This is a genomic window from Curtobacterium sp. NPDC088465 (assembly GCF_044753165.1).
In the GTDB taxonomy this organism is placed as follows: Bacteria; Actinomycetota; Actinomycetes; order Actinomycetales; family Microbacteriaceae; genus Curtobacterium.
In genome coordinates, this window is the sequence record NZ_JBIVMR010000003.1 from 19,325 (window position 1) to 41,120 (window position 21,796).

General features: G+C 73.8%; 16 protein-coding genes. 3 read left to right on the top strand and 13 right to left on the bottom strand.

Annotated features, from left to right (window positions below; all coding sequences use genetic code 11):
• The first annotated feature begins 84 nt into the window (after positions 1–84).
• Positions 85–252, top strand: coding sequence for a hypothetical protein (locus ACIP6W_RS11905; RefSeq protein WP_209685778.1), 168 nt, complete (start codon positions 85–87; stop codon positions 250–252).
• 66 nt (positions 253–318) lie between these two features.
• Here the strand turns inward: ACIP6W_RS11905 and ACIP6W_RS11910 are convergent, their stop codons facing one another.
• From ACIP6W_RS11910 to ACIP6W_RS11965, 12 genes are all read right to left on the bottom strand, one after another.
• Positions 319–2,106 carry a sulfite reductase subunit alpha gene (locus ACIP6W_RS11910; protein WP_400429721.1) on the bottom strand — a complete coding sequence of 596 codons (1,788 nt, stop codon included), beginning with the start codon at positions 2,104–2,106 and terminating at the stop codon, positions 319–321.
• Positions 2,103–7,667: a glutamate synthase-related protein gene (locus ACIP6W_RS11915; protein ID WP_400429724.1), complete on the bottom strand. Its 5,565-nt coding sequence runs from the start codon at positions 7,665–7,667 to the stop codon at positions 2,103–2,105. Before ACIP6W_RS11915 ends, ACIP6W_RS11910 begins: the two co-directional genes overlap by 4 nt.
• 413 nt (positions 7,668–8,080) lie before the next feature.
• Complete coding sequence (locus ACIP6W_RS11920; RefSeq protein ID WP_400429727.1) at positions 8,081–9,415, bottom strand: glycosyltransferase; 1,335 nt, start codon at positions 9,413–9,415, stop codon at positions 8,081–8,083.
• A 76-nt stretch (positions 9,416–9,491) separates the two neighbouring features.
• The gene (locus ACIP6W_RS11925) at positions 9,492–9,872 is read right to left on the bottom strand and encodes a hypothetical protein (RefSeq protein WP_251160425.1); all 381 of its coding nucleotides are present in this window, start codon (positions 9,870–9,872) and stop codon (positions 9,492–9,494) included.
• Between the two features lie 112 nt (positions 9,873–9,984).
• Positions 9,985–11,481, bottom strand: coding sequence for a sensor histidine kinase (locus tag ACIP6W_RS11930; protein ID WP_400429730.1), 1,497 nt, complete (start codon positions 11,479–11,481; stop codon positions 9,985–9,987).
• A gap of 74 nt (positions 11,482–11,555) precedes the next feature.
• Positions 11,556–12,278: a response regulator transcription factor gene (locus tag ACIP6W_RS11935; RefSeq protein ID WP_400429732.1), complete on the bottom strand. Its 723-nt coding sequence runs from the start codon at positions 12,276–12,278 to the stop codon at positions 11,556–11,558.
• 52 nt (positions 12,279–12,330) lie between these two features.
• Positions 12,331–14,571: an ArnT family glycosyltransferase gene (locus tag ACIP6W_RS11940; protein WP_400429734.1), complete on the bottom strand. Its 2,241-nt coding sequence runs from the start codon at positions 14,569–14,571 to the stop codon at positions 12,331–12,333.
• A gap of 56 nt (positions 14,572–14,627) precedes the next feature.
• The gene (locus tag ACIP6W_RS11945) at positions 14,628–15,434 is read right to left on the bottom strand and encodes an HAD family hydrolase (RefSeq protein ID WP_400429736.1); all 807 of its coding nucleotides are present in this window, start codon (positions 15,432–15,434) and stop codon (positions 14,628–14,630) included.
• Between the two features lie 55 nt (positions 15,435–15,489).
• Positions 15,490–16,302, bottom strand: coding sequence for a fructosamine kinase family protein (locus tag ACIP6W_RS11950; RefSeq protein WP_400429738.1), 813 nt, complete (start codon positions 16,300–16,302; stop codon positions 15,490–15,492).
• A gap of 33 nt (positions 16,303–16,335) precedes the next feature.
• Positions 16,336–17,043, bottom strand: coding sequence for a response regulator transcription factor (locus ACIP6W_RS11955; RefSeq protein WP_209685755.1), 708 nt, complete (start codon positions 17,041–17,043; stop codon positions 16,336–16,338).
• Positions 17,031–18,230 (bottom strand): sensor histidine kinase, encoded by a 1,200-nt coding sequence (locus ACIP6W_RS11960; protein ID WP_209685753.1) that lies wholly within the window; start codon positions 18,228–18,230, stop codon positions 17,031–17,033. Before ACIP6W_RS11960 ends, ACIP6W_RS11955 begins: the two co-directional genes overlap by 13 nt.
• Positions 18,231–18,301: 71 nt before the next feature.
• Positions 18,302–19,150, bottom strand: coding sequence for a LysR family transcriptional regulator (locus ACIP6W_RS11965; RefSeq protein WP_209685751.1), 849 nt, complete (start codon positions 19,148–19,150; stop codon positions 18,302–18,304).
• 71 nt (positions 19,151–19,221) lie between these two features.
• Between ACIP6W_RS11965 and ACIP6W_RS11970 the strand changes: the two genes are divergently transcribed.
• Positions 19,222–20,136 carry a DMT family transporter gene (locus ACIP6W_RS11970; RefSeq protein WP_400429742.1) on the top strand — a complete coding sequence of 305 codons (915 nt, stop codon included), beginning with the start codon at positions 19,222–19,224 and terminating at the stop codon, positions 20,134–20,136.
• A 219-nt stretch (positions 20,137–20,355) separates the two neighbouring features.
• The gene (locus tag ACIP6W_RS11975) at positions 20,356–20,841 is read left to right on the top strand and encodes a GNAT family N-acetyltransferase (RefSeq protein WP_400429744.1); all 486 of its coding nucleotides are present in this window, start codon (positions 20,356–20,358) and stop codon (positions 20,839–20,841) included.
• Positions 20,842–20,852: 11 nt separating this feature from the next.
• On the opposite strand, the gene ACIP6W_RS11980 is transcribed toward ACIP6W_RS11975, so the two are convergent.
• Positions 20,853–21,701 carry an aminoglycoside phosphotransferase family protein gene (locus ACIP6W_RS11980; RefSeq protein ID WP_251154444.1) on the bottom strand — a complete coding sequence of 283 codons (849 nt, stop codon included), beginning with the start codon at positions 21,699–21,701 and terminating at the stop codon, positions 20,853–20,855.
• Positions 21,702–21,796 lie beyond the last annotated feature (95 nt).

Genomic DNA, 21,796 nt, shown 5'->3' on the forward strand with positions numbered 1-21,796 from the left:
AGGGTACGGGTGCCGCGGGACGCACAGTCCCCACGGCCGGCGTCAGGGAGCCGGCCGGCTGCGACCGCGGACGGAGGGAACCGCATGTCCGCGACGGAGGACACGGTCGACGACCGCGCCGGGACGGTCGTCGAGGTGGAGTGTCGACACGAGATCTGGATCAGGGGTCTCCTGGTCGAGCCGGACGGGTGCGCGCTGTACTCGGACTTCTTCGTCGTGCGGGATGCGGAGTCGGTCGCCGTCACCGGGTGACCGTCCCTCGGGTGCCCCGGCCGTCGGTCCCTCGGCGGCCGGGGCACGCCTCGGCGGCGGCGCCGCTCAGTACACGTCGCGGACGTAGCGCTTCGCGCGCCGCAGGTCCGCCAGGTACGCCTGCGCGTCGTCGTCCCCGCGGCCCCGACCGGTCGCGATGACCTCCAGGAGCGCCTGCTCGACGTCCTTCGCCATGCGCGAGGCATCGCCGCACACGTACACGTGCGCCCCGTCCTCGAGCCACCGGAAGAGCTCCGCCGCCTGCTCGCGCATCCGCGTCTGCACGTAGACCTTCTCGGCCTGGTCGCGCGAGAACGCCAGGTCGAGCCGGGTGAGCACGCCCGACGCCTGCATCGCGGTGAGCTCGTCCTCGTACACGAAGTCGGTCTCGCGGTGCTGGTCGCCGAAGAACAGCCAGTTCCGCCCGGTCGCACCGGCCGCTGCCCGCTCGTGCAGGAACCCGCGGAACGGGGCGATGCCGGTGCCGGGGCCGATCATCACCATCGGGGCGTCGCCGTCGGCGGGGACCCCGAACGCGGCGTTCGGCTGGAGGTACACATCGACCTCACCGTCGGCCTGCACCCGGTCGGCCAGGTACGTCGACGCGACGCCGGCGTGGGACCGGTGCGCGTCGCCGTAGCGGACGGACGCGATCGTCAGGTGGATGCGGTCCGGGTGCGCCAGCGGGCTCGACGAGATCGAGTACTGCCGCGCCTGCAGCCCGCGGAGGTTCGGGAGCAGCTCCTCCATCGACGGCGCCGCGGTACCGGCGTCCCGGAGCAGGTCGAGGACGTCGCGGCCCCAGAGCCACCGGTCGAGCTCGTGCTTGTCCCCGTGCGACACGACCGCCGCGAGCTCCGACGCCGGTGCGCGCTGCACGAGGTCGGCCACGAGGTCCTTCGACGGCGTCCGGATCTCGCGCTCGGTGCGCAGGACCTCGGCGAGCGGCCGTCCGTCGAACGCGGCGGCCCCGTCGGCCCCGAGGTGTTCGAGCAGCTGGTCGACGAGCGCGGGGTCGTTGTGCGGCACCACCGCGAGGGCGTCGCCCGCGCGGTACTCGATGCCCGAGGTGCCGAGGTCGAACTCGACGTGCCGGATCTCCTTCGCGCTGCGCGGCGAGGAGAGCAGCCGGTTCACGACGAGCGGGGCTCGGTACGGGTTGCGCTTGTTCCACTGCGACCCCGGCCGGGAGGCGCGGCCCGCCTCCGACGCGCCCGCTGCGGCGGACGACGTGGACGCGGCTGCGGCGGGGCCGTCCGCCCCGGGCTGCGCTCCGGCCTCGGCCGCCAGCCGGTCGAGGACCGCCGCGCTCCAGAGCGCCGCGGGGTCCTCGAAGTCGACGTCGCAGTCGACGCGGTCGTGGATGCGGGTCGCGCCGAGCTGCTCGAACCGCAGGTCGAGGAGCTTCCCGGCCTGGCAGAACTCGTCGTAGCTCGTGTCGCCGAGCCCGAGCACCGCGTACTGCAGCCCCTCGAGCCGGGGGACCGTCGAGGCCTGGACCGCGTCCCAGAACAGGCCGGCGTTGTCGGGCATCTCGCCCTCGCCGTACGTCGAGGTGACGACGAGCACGTGCGACATGCCGGCGAGCTGCTCCGGCGTCACGGCGTCGAGCGGTGTCGCCCGTCCGCCGAGCCCGCGCGCCTTCGCGCCGGCGACGAGCTCGTCGGCGAGGAACTCGGCGTTGCCGGTCTGCGTCCCGAAGAGCACGTCCACCGTCGTGGTCGGGGCACCGCCGGTGGCACGCTTGCCCGCGGCCGCGATGCCGGCGATGAACCCGGCGAGCCACGACTCCTGCGCTGCCGAGAACGGGGCGTCGACCGGGATCAGCTGCCCGGTGGGGGGAAGCGTGCTCATGCCGACACCGCCTCGACGGGGGCCTGCGGGGCGCGGGCGGCGATGTCCTCGAGCGCCGCGGTCGCGAGCAGCTCGTCGAAGCGGGCGGCGCGGACACGGCCGGCGTTCTTGGCGTTCTGGTGCATGATCCACCCCGTGGTGCCGGGCATGTCCGCGCTGCGGTTGTTCCGCTGTGCGAGGGCACGCTTGGCGTCGTCGAGCCGCTTGACGGCGATGAGGGTCGCGAGCTCGTCGTCGGCGAACCGGTCGAACGTGCCGCGGAGGTACTTCACGACGCGCTGCTTCACCTGGAAGTCCTCGGTCAGGACGAGGTTCCGCACCGCCTCGGTCACCCGGGGGTCGCTCGGCGCGGCACCGGGCACACGTTCCTGCGCGACGTCCTGCGCCACCCCGAGCACCGTGTACGACGACAGCAGCGAGAACGTGTCCTCGCCCTGGTCACCCAGCGCCGGAGCGCGGCCGTCGAGCACCGTCCGCTGGTCGCGGTAGTCCACCTTGAACGCCCGGAGCTTGTCCGTCGCCACCGAGGTCGCGAGCTCGTCGAGGAGCTCGTTCCGCGTCGCGGCGGCGAGGATCTCGTCGGCGTCCTGGCTGAGCAGGAGCGCGCGCGGCATCCCGACGAACACGTGCTCGCGAGTGGTCGCCCAGTCCGCGAGCAGCCGCTCGGCGAGGGCGGACCCGGTGGCCTCGAGGTGCCACTCGAGCAGCAGCTTCGCCGCGGCCTCGTGGAACGCACCGCGCTCGGTCTCCGTGACGGGGAAGACGAGGAGCGAGTCGGTGCTCGCGCGCTCGGCCACCGCTCCCGACGGGTCGTACTGGTACAGGAACCCGCCGGACATGCCGTTGCCGAGGCCCTTGCCGTAGCCGCCGAGGTTGAGCACGGCGCCGCCGGTCATGTACTCGCAGCCGAAGTCGCCGAGGCCCTCCACCACCGCCGTCGCGCCCGAGTTCCGGACGGCGAACCGGTCGCCGGCCTCGCCCTCGACGAACGTGCGTCCGCCGGTGGCGCCGAACAGCGCGAAGTTGCCGACGAGGACGTTGCCGCCGCGCTCGGCGCTCCCGCCGCCCGGGGCACGGACGACGATGCGTCCGCCGGACTGGCTCTTGCCGACACCGTCGTTCGCCGTGCCGGTGTGCTCGAGCGTCGTGCCGTCGTTCGTGAAGACGCCGTACGACTGCCCGGCAGCGCCGTGGGTGCGGACCGTCACCGCGCCGTCGACCAGGCGACGACGACCGCGGTCGTCGGTGGTGACCGCCGGGTGGCCCGACAGGTCGACGCCGCGCAGCTCGTGGTTGAGGAGGCGCTCGACGTCGATCCCGAGCTGCCCGCCGACCGACTTGTCGGCGTTGCCCAGGCCGATGCCGTCCACGGTCAGCGCGTGCTCGTGCCCGTCGACGAGCGCGGCCCGCACCTGGTCGATCAGGGCGTCGTCGGTGCGGTAGTCCTTCTCGAGGTACTCGGGGTCGGTGACGACCTTCTCGGGCACCTGCGCGAGCAGGTTCCGCACGTCCAGCCGGCCGACGGACGCCGGGTGGTCGAGGAGCTGCAGCAGGTCGGTGCGACCCCGGGCCTCGCGGAGGGACTGCAGGCCGAGTCGCGCGAGGATCTGCCGGACGTCGTGCGCGATGTTGAGCAGGTACTGCGCGAGCGCTCGGGGGTCGCCCTCGAAGGCCTCGGCGTTCGTGGTCAGGCCCGCCGGGCACTTCACGTTGCAGTTCTTCGCCATCACGCAGCCGAGCATCATGAGCGCGGTCGTGCCGAACTCGAACGAGTCCCCGCCGAGCAGCGCACTCGTGACGACGTCCGAGCCGGTCTGGTGCGCACCGGAGCAGCGGAGCGTGACCTTCTGGCGCAGGCCGTTCGCGACGAGGGCCTGGTGCACCTCGGCCACACCGATCTCCGCGGAGCGTCCGGCGTACTTCAGGCTCGTGACGGCCGCGGCGCCGGTGCCGCCGGTGTTGCCCGCGACGTTGATGACGTCCGCGCCGGCCTTCGCGACGCCGACCGCGATCGTGCCGATGCCCTCGGAGGACACGAGCTTCACGACCACGCGGACCCGGGCGGCCTTGCAGTCGTGGATGAGCTGCGCGAGGTCCTCGATCGAGTACGTGTCGTGGTGCGGCGGCGGCGAGATGAGCTCGACGCCGGGCGTTCCACCCCGGGCCGCGGCGATGTCCACCGTGACCTTGGGTGCGGGGAGCTGCCCGCCCTCGCCGGGCTTCGCGCCCTGGCCGATCTTGATCTCGAGCTCCTCGAGCATCGGGTCGGCCAGGTAGCCCGCCCAGATGCCGAACCGACCCGAGGCGAACTGCTTGATGCGCGAGCCGCGGATCGTGCCGTAGCGGGAGTGGTGCTCGCCGCCCTCGCCCGAGTTCGACATGCCGCCGACCATGTTCGTGCCGTGGGCGACGGCCTCGTGTGCGGTCGCGACGAGGGCGCCGTGGCTCATCGCACCGGACGCCAGGGTCCGGGTGATCTCGTGCGCGGGCTGGACCTCGGCCACGTCGACGCTCGCCGGTGCCTGCTGCAGCAGGCCGAGCAGGTCGGCGGCCGCGCCGGTGGCGCGCAGCGTCACCCGGTCGCCGGCGACGACGTCGACGTCGACCGTGCCGGGGTGCAGCAGGGCGAGCCCGTCCGCGAGGGCCCGGTGGCGCAGTGCGCCCGTGGGCCCCGTCGAGGTGAGCCGCAGGGTGAAGCGGGTCGTGCCTCCCGGCAGGGCGTCCTCCGAGGAAGACCGCGAGCCGGACAGCCCGCGCACCGTGATGCTCGTGTTCCCGGTGGTCGAGAAGCGGCCGAGCTCGCGCGCGAAGTCCGAGGCCTCGTCGATGCCGGTGACGTCCGCGGGCAGGGCGAGCACGTCGCGCAGGGCCGCCGGGCGGCGGGAACGCTCGTCGTGCGTGGTCTGCAGGAACGTGACGTAGCCCGGCGTGACGCGGTGCGCGTCGATCTCGGCGTCGCTCAGCCGGTCGTAGCCGGTGTTCCGGTACGCCGTGTCCGAGATGCCGAACGAGTCGTCGAGCTGCCGGAGCGTGAGCAGCCGCAGCGCGTCGGAGTCACCGGAGCGCTCGAAGGCCGGGCGCTCCTCGGTCATGCCGCCGAAGCCGCGGACGCTCGCGACGCCGAACGAGTGTCCGGCGCCGTCCGACCGCTCCTTGAACAGGCCGAGCAGGGGGACCTGGCCCTCGGTGGCGACCGAGCGCGCGCGCTCGTGCCACTCGGTGGACGCCTGGGCGATGCGGGCGAAGCCGACACCGCCGACCGGAGCGGCCATGTGCGGGAAGACCCGGGCGAACAGGTCGTCGCCGGTGTCGAGGTAGTTCGGCTCGAAGAACTCGCCGCCGATGTAGCTCTCGGCGGTGCACAGGCCGACGCGGCCCATCGTCTTCGCCAGCGCCTTCTCGGCCGCCTTGCGGAAGCGCTTGAGGGCGGCATCCGTCTCGGTGAGCTGGCCGGCGGGTGCGGGGGCGGCGGGGTACTTCTCCTCCGCGCGGAGCCGCGCGGACAGGCTGTACACGGCCGAGGCCCCGAAGCCCAGGGCGGTGGCCACGTGGTGCGAGGACGGCAGCTGGCCGGACTCGGCGACCACGGACACCCGCAGGCGCAGACCGGTCTCGATGAGCCGCTGGTTGACGGCGGCGACGGCGAGGATCACGGGGAGGGGTGCGTGCGTCGACGACACCGAGCGGTCGGTCAGGACCGCGATCCCGCCCTGGCGCTCGGCGAAGGCCACGACGGCACCGGCGAGCCGTTCGGTCGCGGTACGGACGGCGTCCGCGTTCGCCTGCTCGTCGTCGACGACCGGCACGTAGAGCATGTCGAACCGTTCGAGCGGCACGATCGTCTGGTCGCGCAGGCGGACCATGTCGAGGTGCCCGAGGACGGGGGAGTCCACGACGATCTGCCGGCTCGACGTGCCGGACGCGCTGCCCGTACCGTCCGGCTTGCTGCCGAGGGCGACCCGCATCGACATGCCGTCGGCCTCGCGGATCGAGTCGAGCGGCGGGTTCGTCACCTGGGCGAAGCGCTGCGAGAAGTACTTCGCCATGCCGCCCTCGGTGTCGCTCAGCGCGTTGATGGCGTTGCCGTAGCCCATCGCCGAGATGCGCTCCGAGCCGGTGGCGAGCATCGGGTCGAGCATGAACCGGAAGCTCTCCTGGTTCAGCGAGTACGCCACGTAGCGGCCCGCGAGCGACAGGTCGCCGTCGTAGCCGAGCGTGCTGGTGCCGCGGTCGTAGGCCGGCGCCGGCAGGTCGTCGAGGTGCACGCGGGCGGCGTCGAGCAGCGTCCCGTAGTCGCGACGGGCGGCGAGCATCCGCAGGACCTCGTCCGTGCGCATCACCGACCCGGTGCGGTGGTCGACGACGAGCATGCCGCCGGCCTCGATGCGACCGCGGTGCACGACCTCGTCGGCCCGGAACGTCACCTGGCCGGACTCGGACGCCACCATGAGGTACTCGTCCGTCTGCACGGTCCGCAGGGGACGGAGCCCCAGTCGGTCGAGCCGTGCGCCGACGACGTCGCCGTCGCTGAAGATCACCGCGGCCGGGCCGTCGTTCTTCTCCTCGTACAGCGAGAAGTACTCGAGCATGTCCCGGACGTCGGCCGTCAGGGTGCGGTCGTTCTCCCACGCCGGCGGCATGAGCGTGACGACGGCCTCGACGATCTCGAGCCCGTCGTCGAACACGCGGCTCTGCAGGGTCTGGTCGAGCCGGCTCGAGTCCGACTGTCCGGGAGGCCGGACGATGCTGCGGGTGCGGGCGGCGGCGAGTGCCTCGTCCGACAGCCGGTTCTTCCGGTCGGTGTTGAGCTCACCGTTGTGCGCCATCAACCGGAACGGCTGCGCCATGGTCGGGTGCGGCTCGGTGTTCGTCGAGAACCGCGTGTGGAAGTAGAGCGTGCGCACCGAGTGCCGCGGGTCCGTGAGGTCGCGGAAGTACGAGATCACCTCGCCCGAGTTCAGTCGGCCCTTGAGGATCTGCGTGCGGGCACTGAGCGACAGCGGGTAGAGCGCGGCGTGCGGGGCACGGGCCTCGGCCGCCTGCGTGTAGGACACGCGCTCGACGGCGAGCAGGGCGCGGTTCGCCGCGGCGTCGACGTCGGTGCGGGACCACCCCTCGGGCGCGCGGAACACCCACTGCACGATCGGCAGCTGGTACTGCTCGGCCTCGGGACGGGCGACCGAGTGGTCGACGGGGACGTCGCGGACGAGCAGCAGCGTGAAGCCCTCGTGCTCGATCGCGTCGGTCACGGTCTGCACGGCGGCGGCACGCTCGTCGGGGTCGGCCGGCACGAAGCAGTTCGCGACGCCGAAGTGCCCGGCGACGAGCTCCTCGCCGGTGATCGCGCTGAAGAACTCCACCGACAGGTCGATGCTCACGCCGGCGCCGTCACCGACGCCCTCGGCGGACTTGCCGCCCCGGTGCGGGATCGAGCAGAGCGCTTCGTCACCGCGGACGATGACGTCGTGGGTCGGCACCCCGTCGAGGCGGGTGATGAAGCCGACGCCGCAGTCGCTCGACTCGCGGGCAGGGTCGTACAGACCGAAGGGGGAGGGGTTCACGTGCGGGTCCAGTGGGGCTCAGCCGGCAGCGGACGGCCAGGGCTGCATCGGTGGAGCGCTCGCCGCGGGCGGACCGGTGGTGGCGGTCGTGGCCCTGTGTGGGGGTGGTGCGGTGAGCCGATGCTACGGCTTGGTATACCGCGGGTGCAACAGACCGGCCGGACGGGAGGCGCGGGGCGGTCCGGCCACGCGCCTCCCGTCCGGTGTGCGGCCGGTTCCGGTGCGGGTGCCGGTGCCGGTGCCGGTCTCGGTGCCGGTGCCGTTCTGCTCCCGCGGTTGTGTCTGCTCGGGCACAACCGGAAGCACCTCGCGCCACGGGATCCCGTGGCGAGACGTGCTTCCGGTTGTGCCGCGAGCGCCGTGCCGCGAGCGCCGCGCCGCGGGCTTCGCGGCGCGCCGCCTGCTGCGGCGGGTCAGGCCGCCGGCTCGTCGACCCGCCGGGCCGCCGACGCGGCGGTCGCCGTCGTCGCGATCGGGCCGGCAGCGTCGGCCGTGGGAGCGGTGGGGCCGCCGGGGCGCACGAGCACGGGACGCCGACGCGTGCGGAACACCCACGCCTTGAAGAGGACGAAGCGCACCAGGGTCGCGACGAGGTTCGCGCCGGTGAGCACCAGGACCTCGGCGCCGTGCGACGCCCCGGGCACGGTCGTGTGCAGCAGGACGAGCGACCCGGCGGTGATCGCCCAGGCGATGCCGAACACGACGAGTCCCTGCACGTGGTGGACACCGGCCCCCGCCCGCCCTCGGACTCCGAAGGTGAAGCGGCGGTTCAGTGCGGTGTTGCCGATCGCCGTGATGAGCAGCGCGAGGAAGTCCGCCGTCTGCGCTCCGATCGCGGGACGGAACAGTGCGTAGAGCAGCGCGAAGGCGACCGTGGACAGCACGCCGATGGTCCCGAAGCGCAGGAGCTGACCGATGATCCCCACGTGCGGTGTCGTGAAGGGCTGCCGGCCGATGGCGTCGTACACCGGGTCGATCGGGATGCGCCCGGTCGCGAGCCCCCGGGAGACCCGCCACATGCCCTTGAGGTCCTCGGCTGCGGTCGACGCGATGTGCACCGAGGAGTCCACGTCGTCGACCCAGTCGACCGGGACCTCGTGGACGCGCAGCCCCGCGTGCTCGGCGAGCACCAGGAGCTCGGTGTCGAAGAACCACGCGTCGTCCTCGCAGAGGGGCAGCAGGTGGTCGGCGGCCTGGCGGGTGATCGCCTTGAACCCGCACTGGGCGTCGGAGAACGACACGCCCATCGTGCTGCGGAGGAGCAGGTTGTACGAGCGGGAGATGAACTCGCGCTTGCCGCCGCGCACGACCCGGGAGGACCCCGCGAGCCGCGTGCCGATCGCCACGTCGGAGTGGCCGGAGAGCAGCGGTGCGACGAGCGGTTCGAGCGCCGCGAGGTCGGTCGACAGGTCCTCGTCCACGTAGACGAGCACGGCGGCCGGGGACGCTGCCCAGACCGCCTTGAGGGCGCGGCCGCGACCCTTGAGCGGCAGGTGGACGGCGTGCACCTCGGGCAGCATCGCGGCGAGGTCGTCGGCGATGCGCCCGGTGTCGTCGGTCGAGGCGTTGTCGGCGATCGTGATGCGCCAGGTGTGCGGCAACGACGTCCGGCAGAAGTGGTGCAGACGTCGGACGTGGGCGGCGAGCGTGCCCTGCTCGTCGTGGCAGGGCACGACGATGTCGATGTCGAGCGCGGTGCTGCTGTCGAGCGGGGTGCTGCGGTCGTGGGGGGTGGCTGCTTCCGTCATGCCGCCCAGGCTCGGCAGCGCGTCGATGCGGACCGCAGCAGCACCCTGTGGTGCCCCTAAGAAGCGGTCGGAGGGCTCAGCCGGTGACGCCGAGCACGATCTGCACGATCGCGACGACGGCGAGCGCCGCGATCGGCACGCCCGCGATCCAGAGCCCCGCGCGCGTCTGCGTCCGCCGGATCGTCGGCATCGCGTGCGAGGTCTGCGCGAAGCGGGTCGCGGCGACGAGCTCGGGGGCGGCGGCCGGCGGCTCGGGTTCGGGCTGGGGTCGGTCGTCCTCGAACGCCGGGACCTCGACGACCAGGTCCTCGGGTCGGGCACGCTCCGGCAGGCGGGTGAACCGCTGGTCCGTCCCGCGCGGGTCACCGTCCCGCAGGTCGCCGCTGCGCAGGTCGCCGTCCCGCAGGTCGCCGCTGCGCAGGTCGCCGTCCCGCAGGTCGCCGTGTCGCTGGTCCATCGCGTTCCCCTTCCGCCGGTGCCCGCAGCGTACCCGTGGCAGACGAGGAAGCGGGAGCGGGTAGGCGTGACGATCCTGGTTCGCGGTCCGCGGGGATCGTGCACCGGGATCGTCATGCGTCGGATCGGTCGCCGACCTCCGGCAGGTCGACCGTGAACGCGGTCCGTCCCGGCTCCGACACGACCCGGACGCTCCCACCGTGTGCGGTCACGACCGCGCGGACGATCGCCAGTCCGAGGCCGCTCGTCCCGTGCTCCCGCGAGCGGGACGACGAGCCCCGGGTGAAGCGGTCGAACAGCACCGGCAGGACCTCGGCGTCGATCGGGGGTCCGTCGTTCGCCACGACCAGCCGTGCGAGCCCACCCGTCGCGGCCTCGTCGCCCCCGGTGCGCGGGACCCGTTGCAGCGACACCACGACGGTCGTCCCCGCCGGGGTGTGCGTCCGCGCGTTCGCGAGCAGGTTCGTGACGGCGCGCCGCAGCTGCCCCGGGTCGCCGGACACCGTCAGCGGGCGGTCGTCGGCGAGCTGCAGCATCCACCGGTGGTCGGGTGCGGTGGCTCGTGCGTCCATCACGGCCTCGACCACCGTGGCGGTGAGGTCGACCTCCTCGTGCACCGTCCCGGGCCGGGCGGTGAGGGCCGCGGCGTCGGGCGCCGCGCCGTCGTGTGTCGCGGCGTCGAGCCGGGCGAGCAGCAGGAGCTCCTCGACCAGGTCGCCCATCCGCACCGCCTCGCGGCCGATCCGTTCGGCGTTCCGCTGCAGCGCTGCGACGTCCTGCGAACCGGCCGACAGCTCGGCGTAGGCGCGGACGGTCGCGATCGGCGTGCGCAGCTCGTGCGAGGCGTCGGCGACGAAGGTGCGCATGCCCCGCTCGGCGTCCCGTCGGACGGTCAGCGCGCGGCCGACGTGGCCGAGCAGCCGGTTGAGCGCGGTGCCCACCTGTCCGACCTCGCGGCTGACCACGAGGTCCGCGGAGGGCACCCGGGCGGCGATGTCGGCGTCTCCGCGTTCGAGGTCCAGCGCGGTGACGCTCGACGCGACGGAGGCGACCCGCTCGAGCGGACGCAGCGATCGTCGGACGGCCAGGGTCAGCGCCCACGCCGCGACGAGGAGTGCGAGCAGCGTGGTGCTCCCGATGACGACGACGAGTCGGACGACCGACGCGCGCAGGTCCCCGAGGGGCAGCGCCGTCACGAAGACGTCGCCGCCGCGGGTGACCGCCTGCGCCCGGTACGCCCCGAGCGACCCCAGCGAGACCGTCGTGGGGGTCGCATCCGGTGCGACGTCCGCGAGCACGGTCTCCTGCGCTCGGCTGAGACCGTGCTGCTCGCCGGCACCGTCCGTGTACCCGGCGAGCACGGCTGCACCGTCGCGCAGGACCGCCACGACGGTGTCGGCCGCCTGCCCCGGCGCCCCGATGAACCGGTTGTCCGGGTCCTGCTGACCGCCGGAGGACTCCGGGGGCGGTCCGGACGGCGGCTGCCCGCCCGGGGTCCGTCCCGCCGCCGTCGCCAGCTCCGCGTCGAGCCGCCCGACCAGGTACTCGCGGTACGCGATCACGGTCACCGCGCCGACGACGACGTTCGTCGCGACGAGCAGCAGCGCCACGGCTCCGACGATCCGCCAGCGCAGCGACGGAGTGCGCACCGGCCGGGAGGCACGCCCCGCCCCGTCCGGACGGCTCACGTCGTCGGCCGCAGCACGTAACCGGCACCCCGGACCGTCTGCAGCATCGGCTCGCGTCCGGCGTCGAGCTTCCGCCGCAGGTACGAGACGTACATGTCGACGAGGTTCGACGACGTGCCGAAGTCCATGCCCCACACGCTCGCCAGGATCTGCTCGCGGGACAGCACCCGGTTCGCGTTCCGGGCGAGGTGGCGGAGGAGCTCGTACTCGGTCGGCGTGAGCTCGATCGGCTCGCCGTCGCGCAGCACCGAGCGGTCCTCCTCGTCGAGCCGGAGGTCGCCGACCACGACCGCGGACGACCCCGGTGCCGCGACCACCTGCGGTGCGGTCCGGGCCAGGATGCGGGCACGGACGAGCAGCTCGTCGATGCCGAAGGGCTTCGTCAGGTAGTCGTCGCCGCCGCCGGTGAGTCCGGCGAGCCGGTCCTCGGGGGCGTCCCGGGCGGTGAGGAACAGCACCCGCACGGGGTCCCGGGCGTCCCGGAGCCGCTCGAGCACCTCGAAGCCGTCGATGTCCGGCAGCATCACGTCGAGCACGACCACGTCGGGCAGGAACTCCCGCGCCGCGAAGAGCACGTCCCGTCCGCGGTGCACCGCCCGTACGGCCCAGCCGTCGCCCTCGAACGCGAGGGCGACGGCATCGGCCAAGGCGTGCTCGTCGTCGACGACGAGGACCCGGACGGGGCTGCCGTCGGTGCGTCGGAGTGGTCGGTCCGCCATGCACCGGAGCCTAGCCACCGCCGTGTCCTCGTCGTCGGTCACGTCGATGCCGTCACTTCGACGCGCTCAGGTCGTAGACGGTCTGGCCGCCGACCGTGGTCGCCTCGTAGTGCGCGGCGACCCACTCCTGGATCGCGCTCGCGGTCGACGAGCCGCCACCCATCCCGCCGCCGGAGCCCGAGGACACGTAGTAGCCGACGTCACCGGCCGCGACCCAGGCCTGGAACTCGGCCAGGGTCGGCGCGGGGTCGCTCGACCAGCCGCCGATGGCCATCACGGCGGTGTCGGTGTCGAGCTCGAGCTGCGCGGCCGACTGCGAGCCGTTCACCGCCGCCGACCACTTCGCGTCCGAGGCGGCGAGCAGCTTCGTCAGTGCCGACGACGTCGTCACACCGCCACCACCCATCCCGCCGCCGCCGGTCGGGGCACCGTCCTCCGAGGTCGCGGAGCCGGAGCCGGAGCCGGAACTGCCCGGCATCGTCGGGACGCCGTCGCCCGTCCCCGCATGAGCCGAGCCGGTCGCCGCTTGCCCGCCGCTGTCCGGGCCCTGCCGGGAGCCGTCCGTCCCGTCCTGCTGCGTGCCCTGCCCGCCCGGGCCGCCACCGTCCTGGGAGCCGTCCGTCTGCGTGCCGTCAGTCGACCCGCCGGGGCCTCCCGCGCCTCCCGGCTGTCCACCGCCACCGCCGCCGGGGAATCCTGCTGCGCCGCCCGTCCCACCGGAGCCGCTGCCCGCCGGGCCGACGTTCGGGATGGACCCGGAGTGCGCGACGGTCGTCGTGGCGAGCGCGTACGCGGTCGTGCCGGTCAGCCCGAACAGGGTGCCCGCGAGGACGCCGACGGTGACGGCCTTCCGGAGGGTGGGCACGCTGCCGACGACGATCGCCGCGGCGGACAGGAGCCCACCGGCGAGCACCACCCATCGGAGCCAGGGCAGCCAGGTCGGGTCCTCGTTCAGCAGGCACCAGCTCCAGAACGCCGTCCCGCCGACCATCGCGGCGAGGCCGAGGCGACCGGTGACACGCTCGCGGGCGTGCCAGAGGAGCGCACCACCGGTGCCGACCAGGCCGGCGATCGCCGGGGCGAGCGCGACCGTGTAGTACGGGTGGATCGTGCCGGACATGAACGAGAAGACCAGACCGGTGACGATCAGCCAGCCGCCCCACAGCACCAGACCGGCGCGTGCCGGATCGGCGAGGTGCCGACGACCGACGACCACCAGGCCGAGGACGAGCGCGACGAGCGCGGCGGGCAGGAGCCAGGAGATCTCGAGGCCCATCTCGGACGAGAACAGGCGGTTCAACCCGGTCGCACCGCCGAACGACGAGCCCGCGGTGCCGCCTCCGCCCGTGCCGCCCCCGCCGCCGCCGTTGCCCGAGCCGCCGAAGATGCGGCCGAGGCCGTTGTAGCCGAACACCAGGTCGAGGACCGTGTTGTCCGTCGACCCACCGATGTACGGGCGCGACTCCGCGGGCCAGAGCGCCACGGCGACCACCCACCAGCCCGCGGACACGACGAGCGAGACCGCGGCGATGCCGAGGCCGATCGCGCGCCGGCCCCAGCTCGTGCGTGCGGCGAACAGGTACACGAGGCCGAACGCCGGCAGGACGAGCAGGCCCTGCAGCATCTTCGTCAGGAACGCGAAGCCGAGGGCGACACCGGCGAGGGCGATCCACCGCCAGCTGCCCCTCGGGAGCGCCCGGACGGTGCAGTACGCGCCCGCGGTCATGAGCAGGACGAGGAGCGCGTCCGGGTTGTCGAAGCGGAACATCAGCGCGGCGGCCGGGGTCGCGGCGACGACGAAGCCGGCGAGCAGCGCACCGACGTTCGCGGTCGTCGCACCGAGGCGGGCGAGGGTCCGCCGGACCGTGCCCCACACCAGGGCGACGGAGCCGACGGCCATGAGCGCCTGGGGGAGCAGCAGGCTGGTCGACGAGAAGCCGAACACCCGGGCGGACAGCACCATCACCCACAGCGAGGCCGGGGGCTTGTCGACGGTGATGAAGTTCGACGAGTCGAGGGAGCCGAAGAAGAACGCCTCCCAGGACTTCGTGCCGGCCTGCACGGCGGCAGCGTAGAAGCTGTTCGCGTACCCGGAGATGCTGAGGTCCCACAGGTACACGACGGCGGTCAGGACGAGGAGCGCCCAGAACGCCGGGCGGAGCCAGCGGGCGTCCTCGCGCTCGCCGGCGAACAGGCGGACGAGGGGCTGGCGTCGACGGACCCGGGCGGCGGTGCTCCCACCGGGGTGGGCGCGGCCCGGACGGTCGGTCGCGGGGGTCGGGTAGGTGGTCATGTCGACGACGATCGCCGGTCCGGGTCGGCCGATCCGATGTGTTCCCTCGGTGCTCCCTAAGAGCGCTGCACGGTGCCGGTGCCGGTGCCGGTGCCGGTGCCGGTGCCGGTGCCGGTAGCGGTACCGGTGCCGGAGGCGGCCTCGCGGCGGACCCGTCGGCGGGCCTGGCGGATGCTCGCGCGCTGCAGCCGCATCGACGGCCACCCAGCGGTGCGCGCGTGTGTCGCGAGCTGTTGGTCCGGGTTCACCACGACGGGGTTCCCGACGAGCGAGAGGAGCGGGATGTCGTGCCGCGAGTCCGAGTAGGCCCAGCAGATCGCGGGGTCGGCACCGGTCCTCGCCAGGAGCGCCCGGGCGGCGACGGCCTTCTGCTCGCCGTGCAGGAACGCGCCGTCGAGGCGGCCCGTGTACACGCCGTCCTGCACCTCGAACACGCTGCCCAGGGCACCGGTCAGGCCGAGGCTCCGCGCGATCACGTCGGCGAGGAACGTCGGCGTCGCGGTGACGAGCCAGACCTGGTGGCCCTTCGCGAGGTGCTCCCGCGCGAGCGCGGCGGTCTCCGGCCAGACGCTCGGTTCCGTGTGGCGCTCCCACACGTCGTCGGCCAACCGGGCCATGTCGGTGACGGTGATGCCGGTGATGACCTCGAGCCCGCGGGTCTGCGCCGCGGCGAGGTGCCGGTCGTCCTCCCCGCGCACCTTGAACCGCGCGTGCTTCCACCCGGCGCTGACGATGTCGCGCAGGGTGATCAGTCCGGCGGCCCGGAGGCCACGGACCAGGTGGAAGGCGCTCGCGCCGTGCACGAGCGTGTTGTCCACGTCGAACAACGCGAGGACCGGGCCACCCGTCTGCTCCACCGCCATCGCGCCAGCGTAGGTGACACACCTGCGTCCCCGCCGCTGTGGACGCCCCGCGGCGTCAGGCGTAGCGGCGGGCGGCGCGCAGGGCGTGGTCGGTGTACGAGCCGCCGAACAGGTACACGTGCAGGAGCAGCGGCGCGAGCTGGTGGAGCTCGACGCGCTCCTGCCAGCCGTCCGCCAAGCGGGACTCGGCGTCGTACCCGGCGAGCACCGTCTCGAGTCGGGGGAGTCCGAACAGCGCCAGCAGTGCCAGGTCGGTCTCCGCGTGCCCGCCGTGCGGCGTTGCGTCGATGAGGACCGCACCGGTCGGTTCCGAGGAGTCCGTGGGCCACAGGACGTTCCCCGCCCAGAGGTCGCCGTGGATGCGCGCCGGAGCGTCGCCGACGAGCCGGGGCTGCGGGGAGCCGAGCGTGCCGTCCTCGAGCCGGTCGGCCACGCGGTCGAACACCGCGGCCTCGGCAGCGTCGAAGCCACCGCGGTCGACGATGCGCTGCACGAAGTCCCGGATGCGGTACTCGGCGAAGAACGCGGCCCAGGTGGCCGGCGCGTCGGCGGCGCTCGTGAACGGCGTCCGCGACCGACCCATCCGCAGGCCGCCGCGGGTCGGGAACCCGGGCGAGGGTGCACCCCAGTGGTCGGCACCGGCGGCGTGGGTGCGTGCGAGCGAGCGACCGAAGCGCTCGGCCTGTGCACGCGTCGGGCTGCCGTCGCGGATCTGTTCGAGGTGGAGCACGGTCGGCTCCGGGTGGTCGAGCACGCGCGCGATCCGGGTGCCGCCCGTCTCCTCGGCCTCGGCGAGCCAGGCCAGTCCGGCGGCCTCGGCGGTCGCCTCGTCGGGGTCGCGGAACGTCTTCACGTGGATCTCGGGCACCGGTCCATCCTGCCGACGGTGCTCGACGGGTGTTCAGGCTCCGCGACGGGCGGCGTGCACGACCAGGGCGAGCTGCACCCGGTTGTCGACGCCGAACTTCTCGTACACGTGCCCCACGTGGGTCTTCACGGTGGCCAGGCTCACGAACAGGTCCGCGGCGACCTGTGCGTTCGAGGCCCCGGCGGCCACGGCGAGGGCGACCTCGGTCTCGCGGTCGGTCAGGCTCGCCAGGAGCGCGCGCTCGGCGGCCCCGTCGGCCGCGGCGGTCGCGACGGCGGCCGTCCCACGTCCCGTCCCGGTCGGGGCGCTCGCCGCGACGGCGATGACGCGGTCGAGCACCGACGGCGACAGGATCGACCGCCCGGCGGCGACCGTCCGGACCGCGTGGACGAGGTCGTGCGGCGGGGTGTCCTTGAGCAGGAAGCCCCGGGCGCCCCGCTGCAGCGCCCCGAGCACGAGGTCGTCGTCCTGGAAGGTGGTCAGGACGAGCACGGCCAGCTCCGGCTGCTTCCGGAGCTCCCGTTCGGTGGCGACGAGGCCGTCGCAGCGGGGCATCCGGATGTCCATGAGCACGACGTCGGGTGCTGCGGAGGCGATCACGCCCTCGGCCTCGAGTCCGTCGCCGGCCTCGCCGACGACCTCGATGCCGTCGTCGCCGCTCAGGAGCAGTCGGAGCCCGGCCCGGACGAGGTGGTCGTCGTCGACGAGGACGACCCGGATCGGTGCGCTCACGCCGTCCACGGGAGCACCGCCTCGACCACGTGGGTCCCGTCGTCGTCGCGACCGGCCGTGAAGGTCCCACCGACGAGCCGGGCCCGTTCCGCCAGGCCCCGCAGGCCGTGACCGCCGGGAGCGCCGTCGCCGGTGCTCGCGGGTCCCACCGTCGGGTTGCCCACCCGCACGCGCAGCGCCGGACCGTGGAGCACGTCGACCGTGACGGTGACGGGCTGCCCCGGAGCATGTCGGCGGGCGTTCGTCAGCGCTTCCTGCACCACCCGGTAGGCGTGCCGCCCGACGGTGTCCGGCGCGGCGGTGACGGCCTCGTCGACGGTCGCCGACACCACGGCGCCCGAGGACCGCGCCTCGTCGAGCAGCGCGGGGAGGTCGCGCAGGGTCGGCTGCGGGGGAGCGGTTCCGGCGAGCGTGGCGGTGTCCCCGGGGTCCCGCAGCACGCCGAGCACGTCGCGGAGCTCGGTGAGTGCGGCGTGCGCCTCGGCCCGGACGACCCCGGCGGCCTCGACCGTCTCGTCGGGTGACAGCGACCGGCCGCGGTACTCGAGCGCCCCGGCGTGCAGGGCGACGAGCGACAGCCGGTGTCCCAGCACGTCGTGCATCTCGCGGGCCAGGTGCGCCCGCTCCTGCTCCCGGGCGCGGTCCTCGCGGAGCTGCTGGTCGCGTTCGAGCAGGGCGGCCCGTTCGCGCAACCCGTCGAGCAGGGCCCGCCGCTGCCCGATCGCGATGCCGATCGCGACGAGCAGGGCGGTGAGCACGACGGCCGCGACGAGCACCTGCCACAGGGGCGTGGCGTCCTCGACCGGGTACAGCCCCTCACCGAACATCGAGGCGGCCACGAACGCCGCACTCCCGATCGCGATCTCGGCCGGGCGCCGCCGGGTGACGAGCGAGACCAGCGCGAGGACGGCCGCGCCGACCGCGAAGGTGGACACGGTGCTGCCGGCGATGACGAGCACGCCGACGAGCAGTGGTGCCCGGTGCCGGAAGGGGACCAGGACGAGCGCGGTGAGCCCGACCGCGAGGTCGACGAGCAACGCCGCACCGAGCCGGGCCTCGCTCCACCGTGTGGTGTCGAGGGTCGACCAGATCGCGCTGAACGCGGTGAGCCCGACGAGTGCCGCGAGCACGAGTCGCCACGACTGCGCCCACACGCGTCGGCCGAGGGGCACGGGACGGAGCACGGTCGAGGTCACGGCTCCGAGCCTAGGAACCCCGGCACCCGCGCCGGATCGGCCGAAGGTCGGAGAAACGGCGGCGGCCGGGGTCACACTGCGTCGACGAGGGCCCGGGCCAGCGGGTGCCACGGCCGCGAGTCCGGTCCGCTGAGCACGAGTGTCCGCACGTACCGCGGTTCCACGGGCAGCATCACCAGGTCGTCCGGCAGCATCACCCGCCCGAGCGTCGGGACGATCGACACCCCCTCGCCCCGCTGGATCATCCCGAACATCGTGCTCATCTCCCGCACGCGGTGTGCCCAGCGGAACGGTTGCCCGGCGAGCTCGTGCATCCGCTGGATCTGGTGCTCGCAGCCTCCGCCACCGGCGACCAGCCCGTCCTCGTGCAGGTCGTCGAGCGTCAGCGCGGCACTCGACGCGAGCGGGTGGTCGCGCCGGACGACCGCGCCCATCTCGTCCCGCGCGACGACCACGCTCCCGTCGGGTGCCGGCACCGGGTCGACGAGCACGGCGGCGTCCACGGTGCCGCCCTCGAGCCACTCGGCCATCTCGTCGTCGTCACCCTCGTAGACCTGCACGTCGACGTCCGGCAGCGTCACCGCCCACAGCTCGCGGAGCCGCGGCAGCAGGCCCTGGCAGACCGTCGGGACGGCGGCGAGGCGCACGGTGCCGCGGATCGTGGCGGGCCGCACCACGGCCTCCAGGGCGTCGACCGAGGCGAGCACGCTGCGGGCGTGGGCCAGCATGCGGTCGCCGAGCGGGGTGGCGACCGCGGCGCCGCCGCGCCGGACGACGGGCCCGCCGACCTCGCGCTCGAGCCCTGCGACGGCGTGCGAGACGGCGGACTGACCGACGCCGAGGGTGGTGGCCGCGCCCGTGAAGGAGCCGGCGTCCACGGTGGCGACGAAGGCGCGGAGCTGCGGGATCGAGAGGGTCATGCGTGTCCTTCATGCCGTCATGCAGGTCAGTCGTTCGACACATGTGCCGGACGTGGCCGATGCTAGCGCTCGTGAACGCCCTCCTCTACGTCCTGGTCGCCCTCACCTGGGGTTCGAGCTTCTTCTTCGCGAAGATCGGGCTCGAGGGGCTCGCCCCGCAGCAGGTCGCCACCGTCCGCACCGTGCTCGGGGCGGTCACGCTCGTCGTCGTGCTGCTCGTCACCCGACGGCGGTGGCCGCGCGAGCCGCGCGTCTGGGGGCACCTGCTCGTCGTCGCGGTGTTCCTGAACGCGGTGCCCTCGTCGCTCATGGCGTGGGCCGAGCAGACGGTGCCGTCGGGTCTGGCGAGCATCTACAACGCCACGACGCCGATCATGACGCTCCTCGCACTCGCGGTGCTGGTGCCGTCGGAACGGCTCAGCCGTCGCCAGCTCGGCGGCGTCGTGCTGGGGATCGTGGGTGTCCTCGTGCTCGTCGGTCCGTGGGACCTGGTCGGCGACCCCGCCGTGCTCGCCACCGTCCCCGGCCAGGTCGCACTGCTCGGCATGACCGCGTCCTACGGCATCGGACTGGCGTGGCTCCGGCGCTTCGGCGTCGGCAGCGGGCAGGACCCGACGACGGTCGCGACGGTGCAGCTCACCCTGGCGGCGCTGCTCATGCTGCTCGTCGCGCCGGTCATCGCGACCGGGCCGGTGGACCTGGACTGGAGGATCGTGGCCGCGATGGTGGCGCTCGGTGCGGTGGGCACGGGGCTGGCGTACGCGTGGAACACGCGGTTGGTCGGGGCGTGGGGCGCCGGGCGGGCCTCGACGGTGACGTACCTGACGCCGGTCGTCGGGGTGGGACTCGGGGTCCTCGTGCTCGGCGAGCCGCTGCGGTGGAACGAGCCCGTGGGTGGGCTCGTCGTGCTGCTCGGGATCGCGCTGGCGTCCGGGGTCCTGGGCGGCAGGCGGCGGAGCGCCCCGCGGGCTGCAGCCGCCGCCTGACGTCGCTCGGGCGGGGCGGGGCGGGGCTGGCTGCGGGGCGCTGCCCGTTCTTTCCCACAGCGGCTGCGATGGAAGGTGGAACCGGGCGTACCTGGTGGGAACGGACGACCAGGTACGCCCGGATCGACCAGGTACGCCCGGATCGACCAGGTACGCCCGGAACGGCCGGGTACGCCCGGGAGGACTCGGCGCGCTCACCCGCGGCAGTACGCTCGCCCGGTGCTGACGATCGAGACCGTGCTCCCCGGTGCGCCCGCCGCCGCGCGCATCCTCCGCCGGTACACCTCCGAGGTCGCCTCGCGGTGGTACGGCCGCCCCGCGACGGAGGACGAGGTCGACCAGGCACTCCACGACGAGCCCTCCGACGACCTCACGGGCACGACCGGCGTGCTCCTCGTCGGCCTCGACGACGGGGTACCGGTCGCGTGTGCCGGCGCGCGCTTCCGCGGGGACGTCGCCGAACTGACCAAGGTGTTCACGCTGGGCGAGGCCCGCGGACGGGGCATCGGGAGACGCATGGTGCGCGCCGTCGAGCGGGCGTGCGCGGAGCGGGGTGTCGGCACGGTCCAGCTCGACACCCGCGGGGAGCTCGCCGAGGCCTGCGCCTTGTACGAGCGGCTCGGCTACCGGCGGGTCGAGCCGTTCAACGACGAGCCGTACTCCGACCGCTGGTACCGGAGGTCCCTCACCGGAACGTCCGCCTGACCTCGGGCAGGTCAGAAGGCGGCGAGGGCGTTCTCGAGCATCCGGTGCCCCTGTCGTTCGAAGCGCTCGTCGTGCACCGCGAAGGCCCACACGGCCGTCCCGACCGCCTCACGCAGCTGGAGCCAGCGCCAGTCGTCGGTGTCACGAGGGTCGGACCCGTAGCCCGCGAAGAACGCGTGCTCGAGCTCGGGGGAGTCCTCCCAGTGCAGGACCGCCAGGCGGGTGAGGTCCGCTGCGGCCGGGCGGAACCCGAAGCGACCGAAGTCGATCGCACGCAGTCGGCCGTCCTGCACGATCCAGTTCCGGGGGTGCCAGTCGCCGTGCGTCGGCACCAGGGTCGCGGCGTGCGGGGTCGACGACCGGAGCAGCGTCCGCGCGCGGTCCTCGAGCTGCGGATCGATGCGGTGCGGGGCGTCGAGGGAGCGGAGTGCCTTCGCGGTCTCGGCCGTCAGGTACTCCGCATCGGTGCGGGCCGCCTGGTCGTGGAGCCGTCGGAGGATCGTGCCCGCCTGTCGGTGCACGGTCGCAGCGGTCTCGTCGGGGGTGCCGAGCGCGAGGTGCCCGGGGACCCGCTCCAGCACGAGCACACGGCTCTCGGCGTCCGCGGCGACCAGACGGCCCGTGTCGTCACCACGGAGGAGCGCCCCGGTCCACTGCCGGTGCGCCGTCAGCTCACGTGGGAAGTGCGTGTTCTCCGGTCCGGACGCCTTCACGGTGTGCTCCCCGGCACCGTTCCGGACGTGGAGCACCCGGGTGTCGAGGAGGCCCCACGACTCGTCCGCCACCATCGACGCCCCGGGGAGCACCTGCGCGACGAACGCCGCCTGCGCCGGGCTCAGCCCGCTGTCGTCCCACCCCACGGCGCCATCCTGGCACGTGCGCGACGAGTGGTCATCCGGTAGTCGCGCACCGTCCTTGTCGCCCTCGGACACGGGCGGTACAGTCCGGATCACCC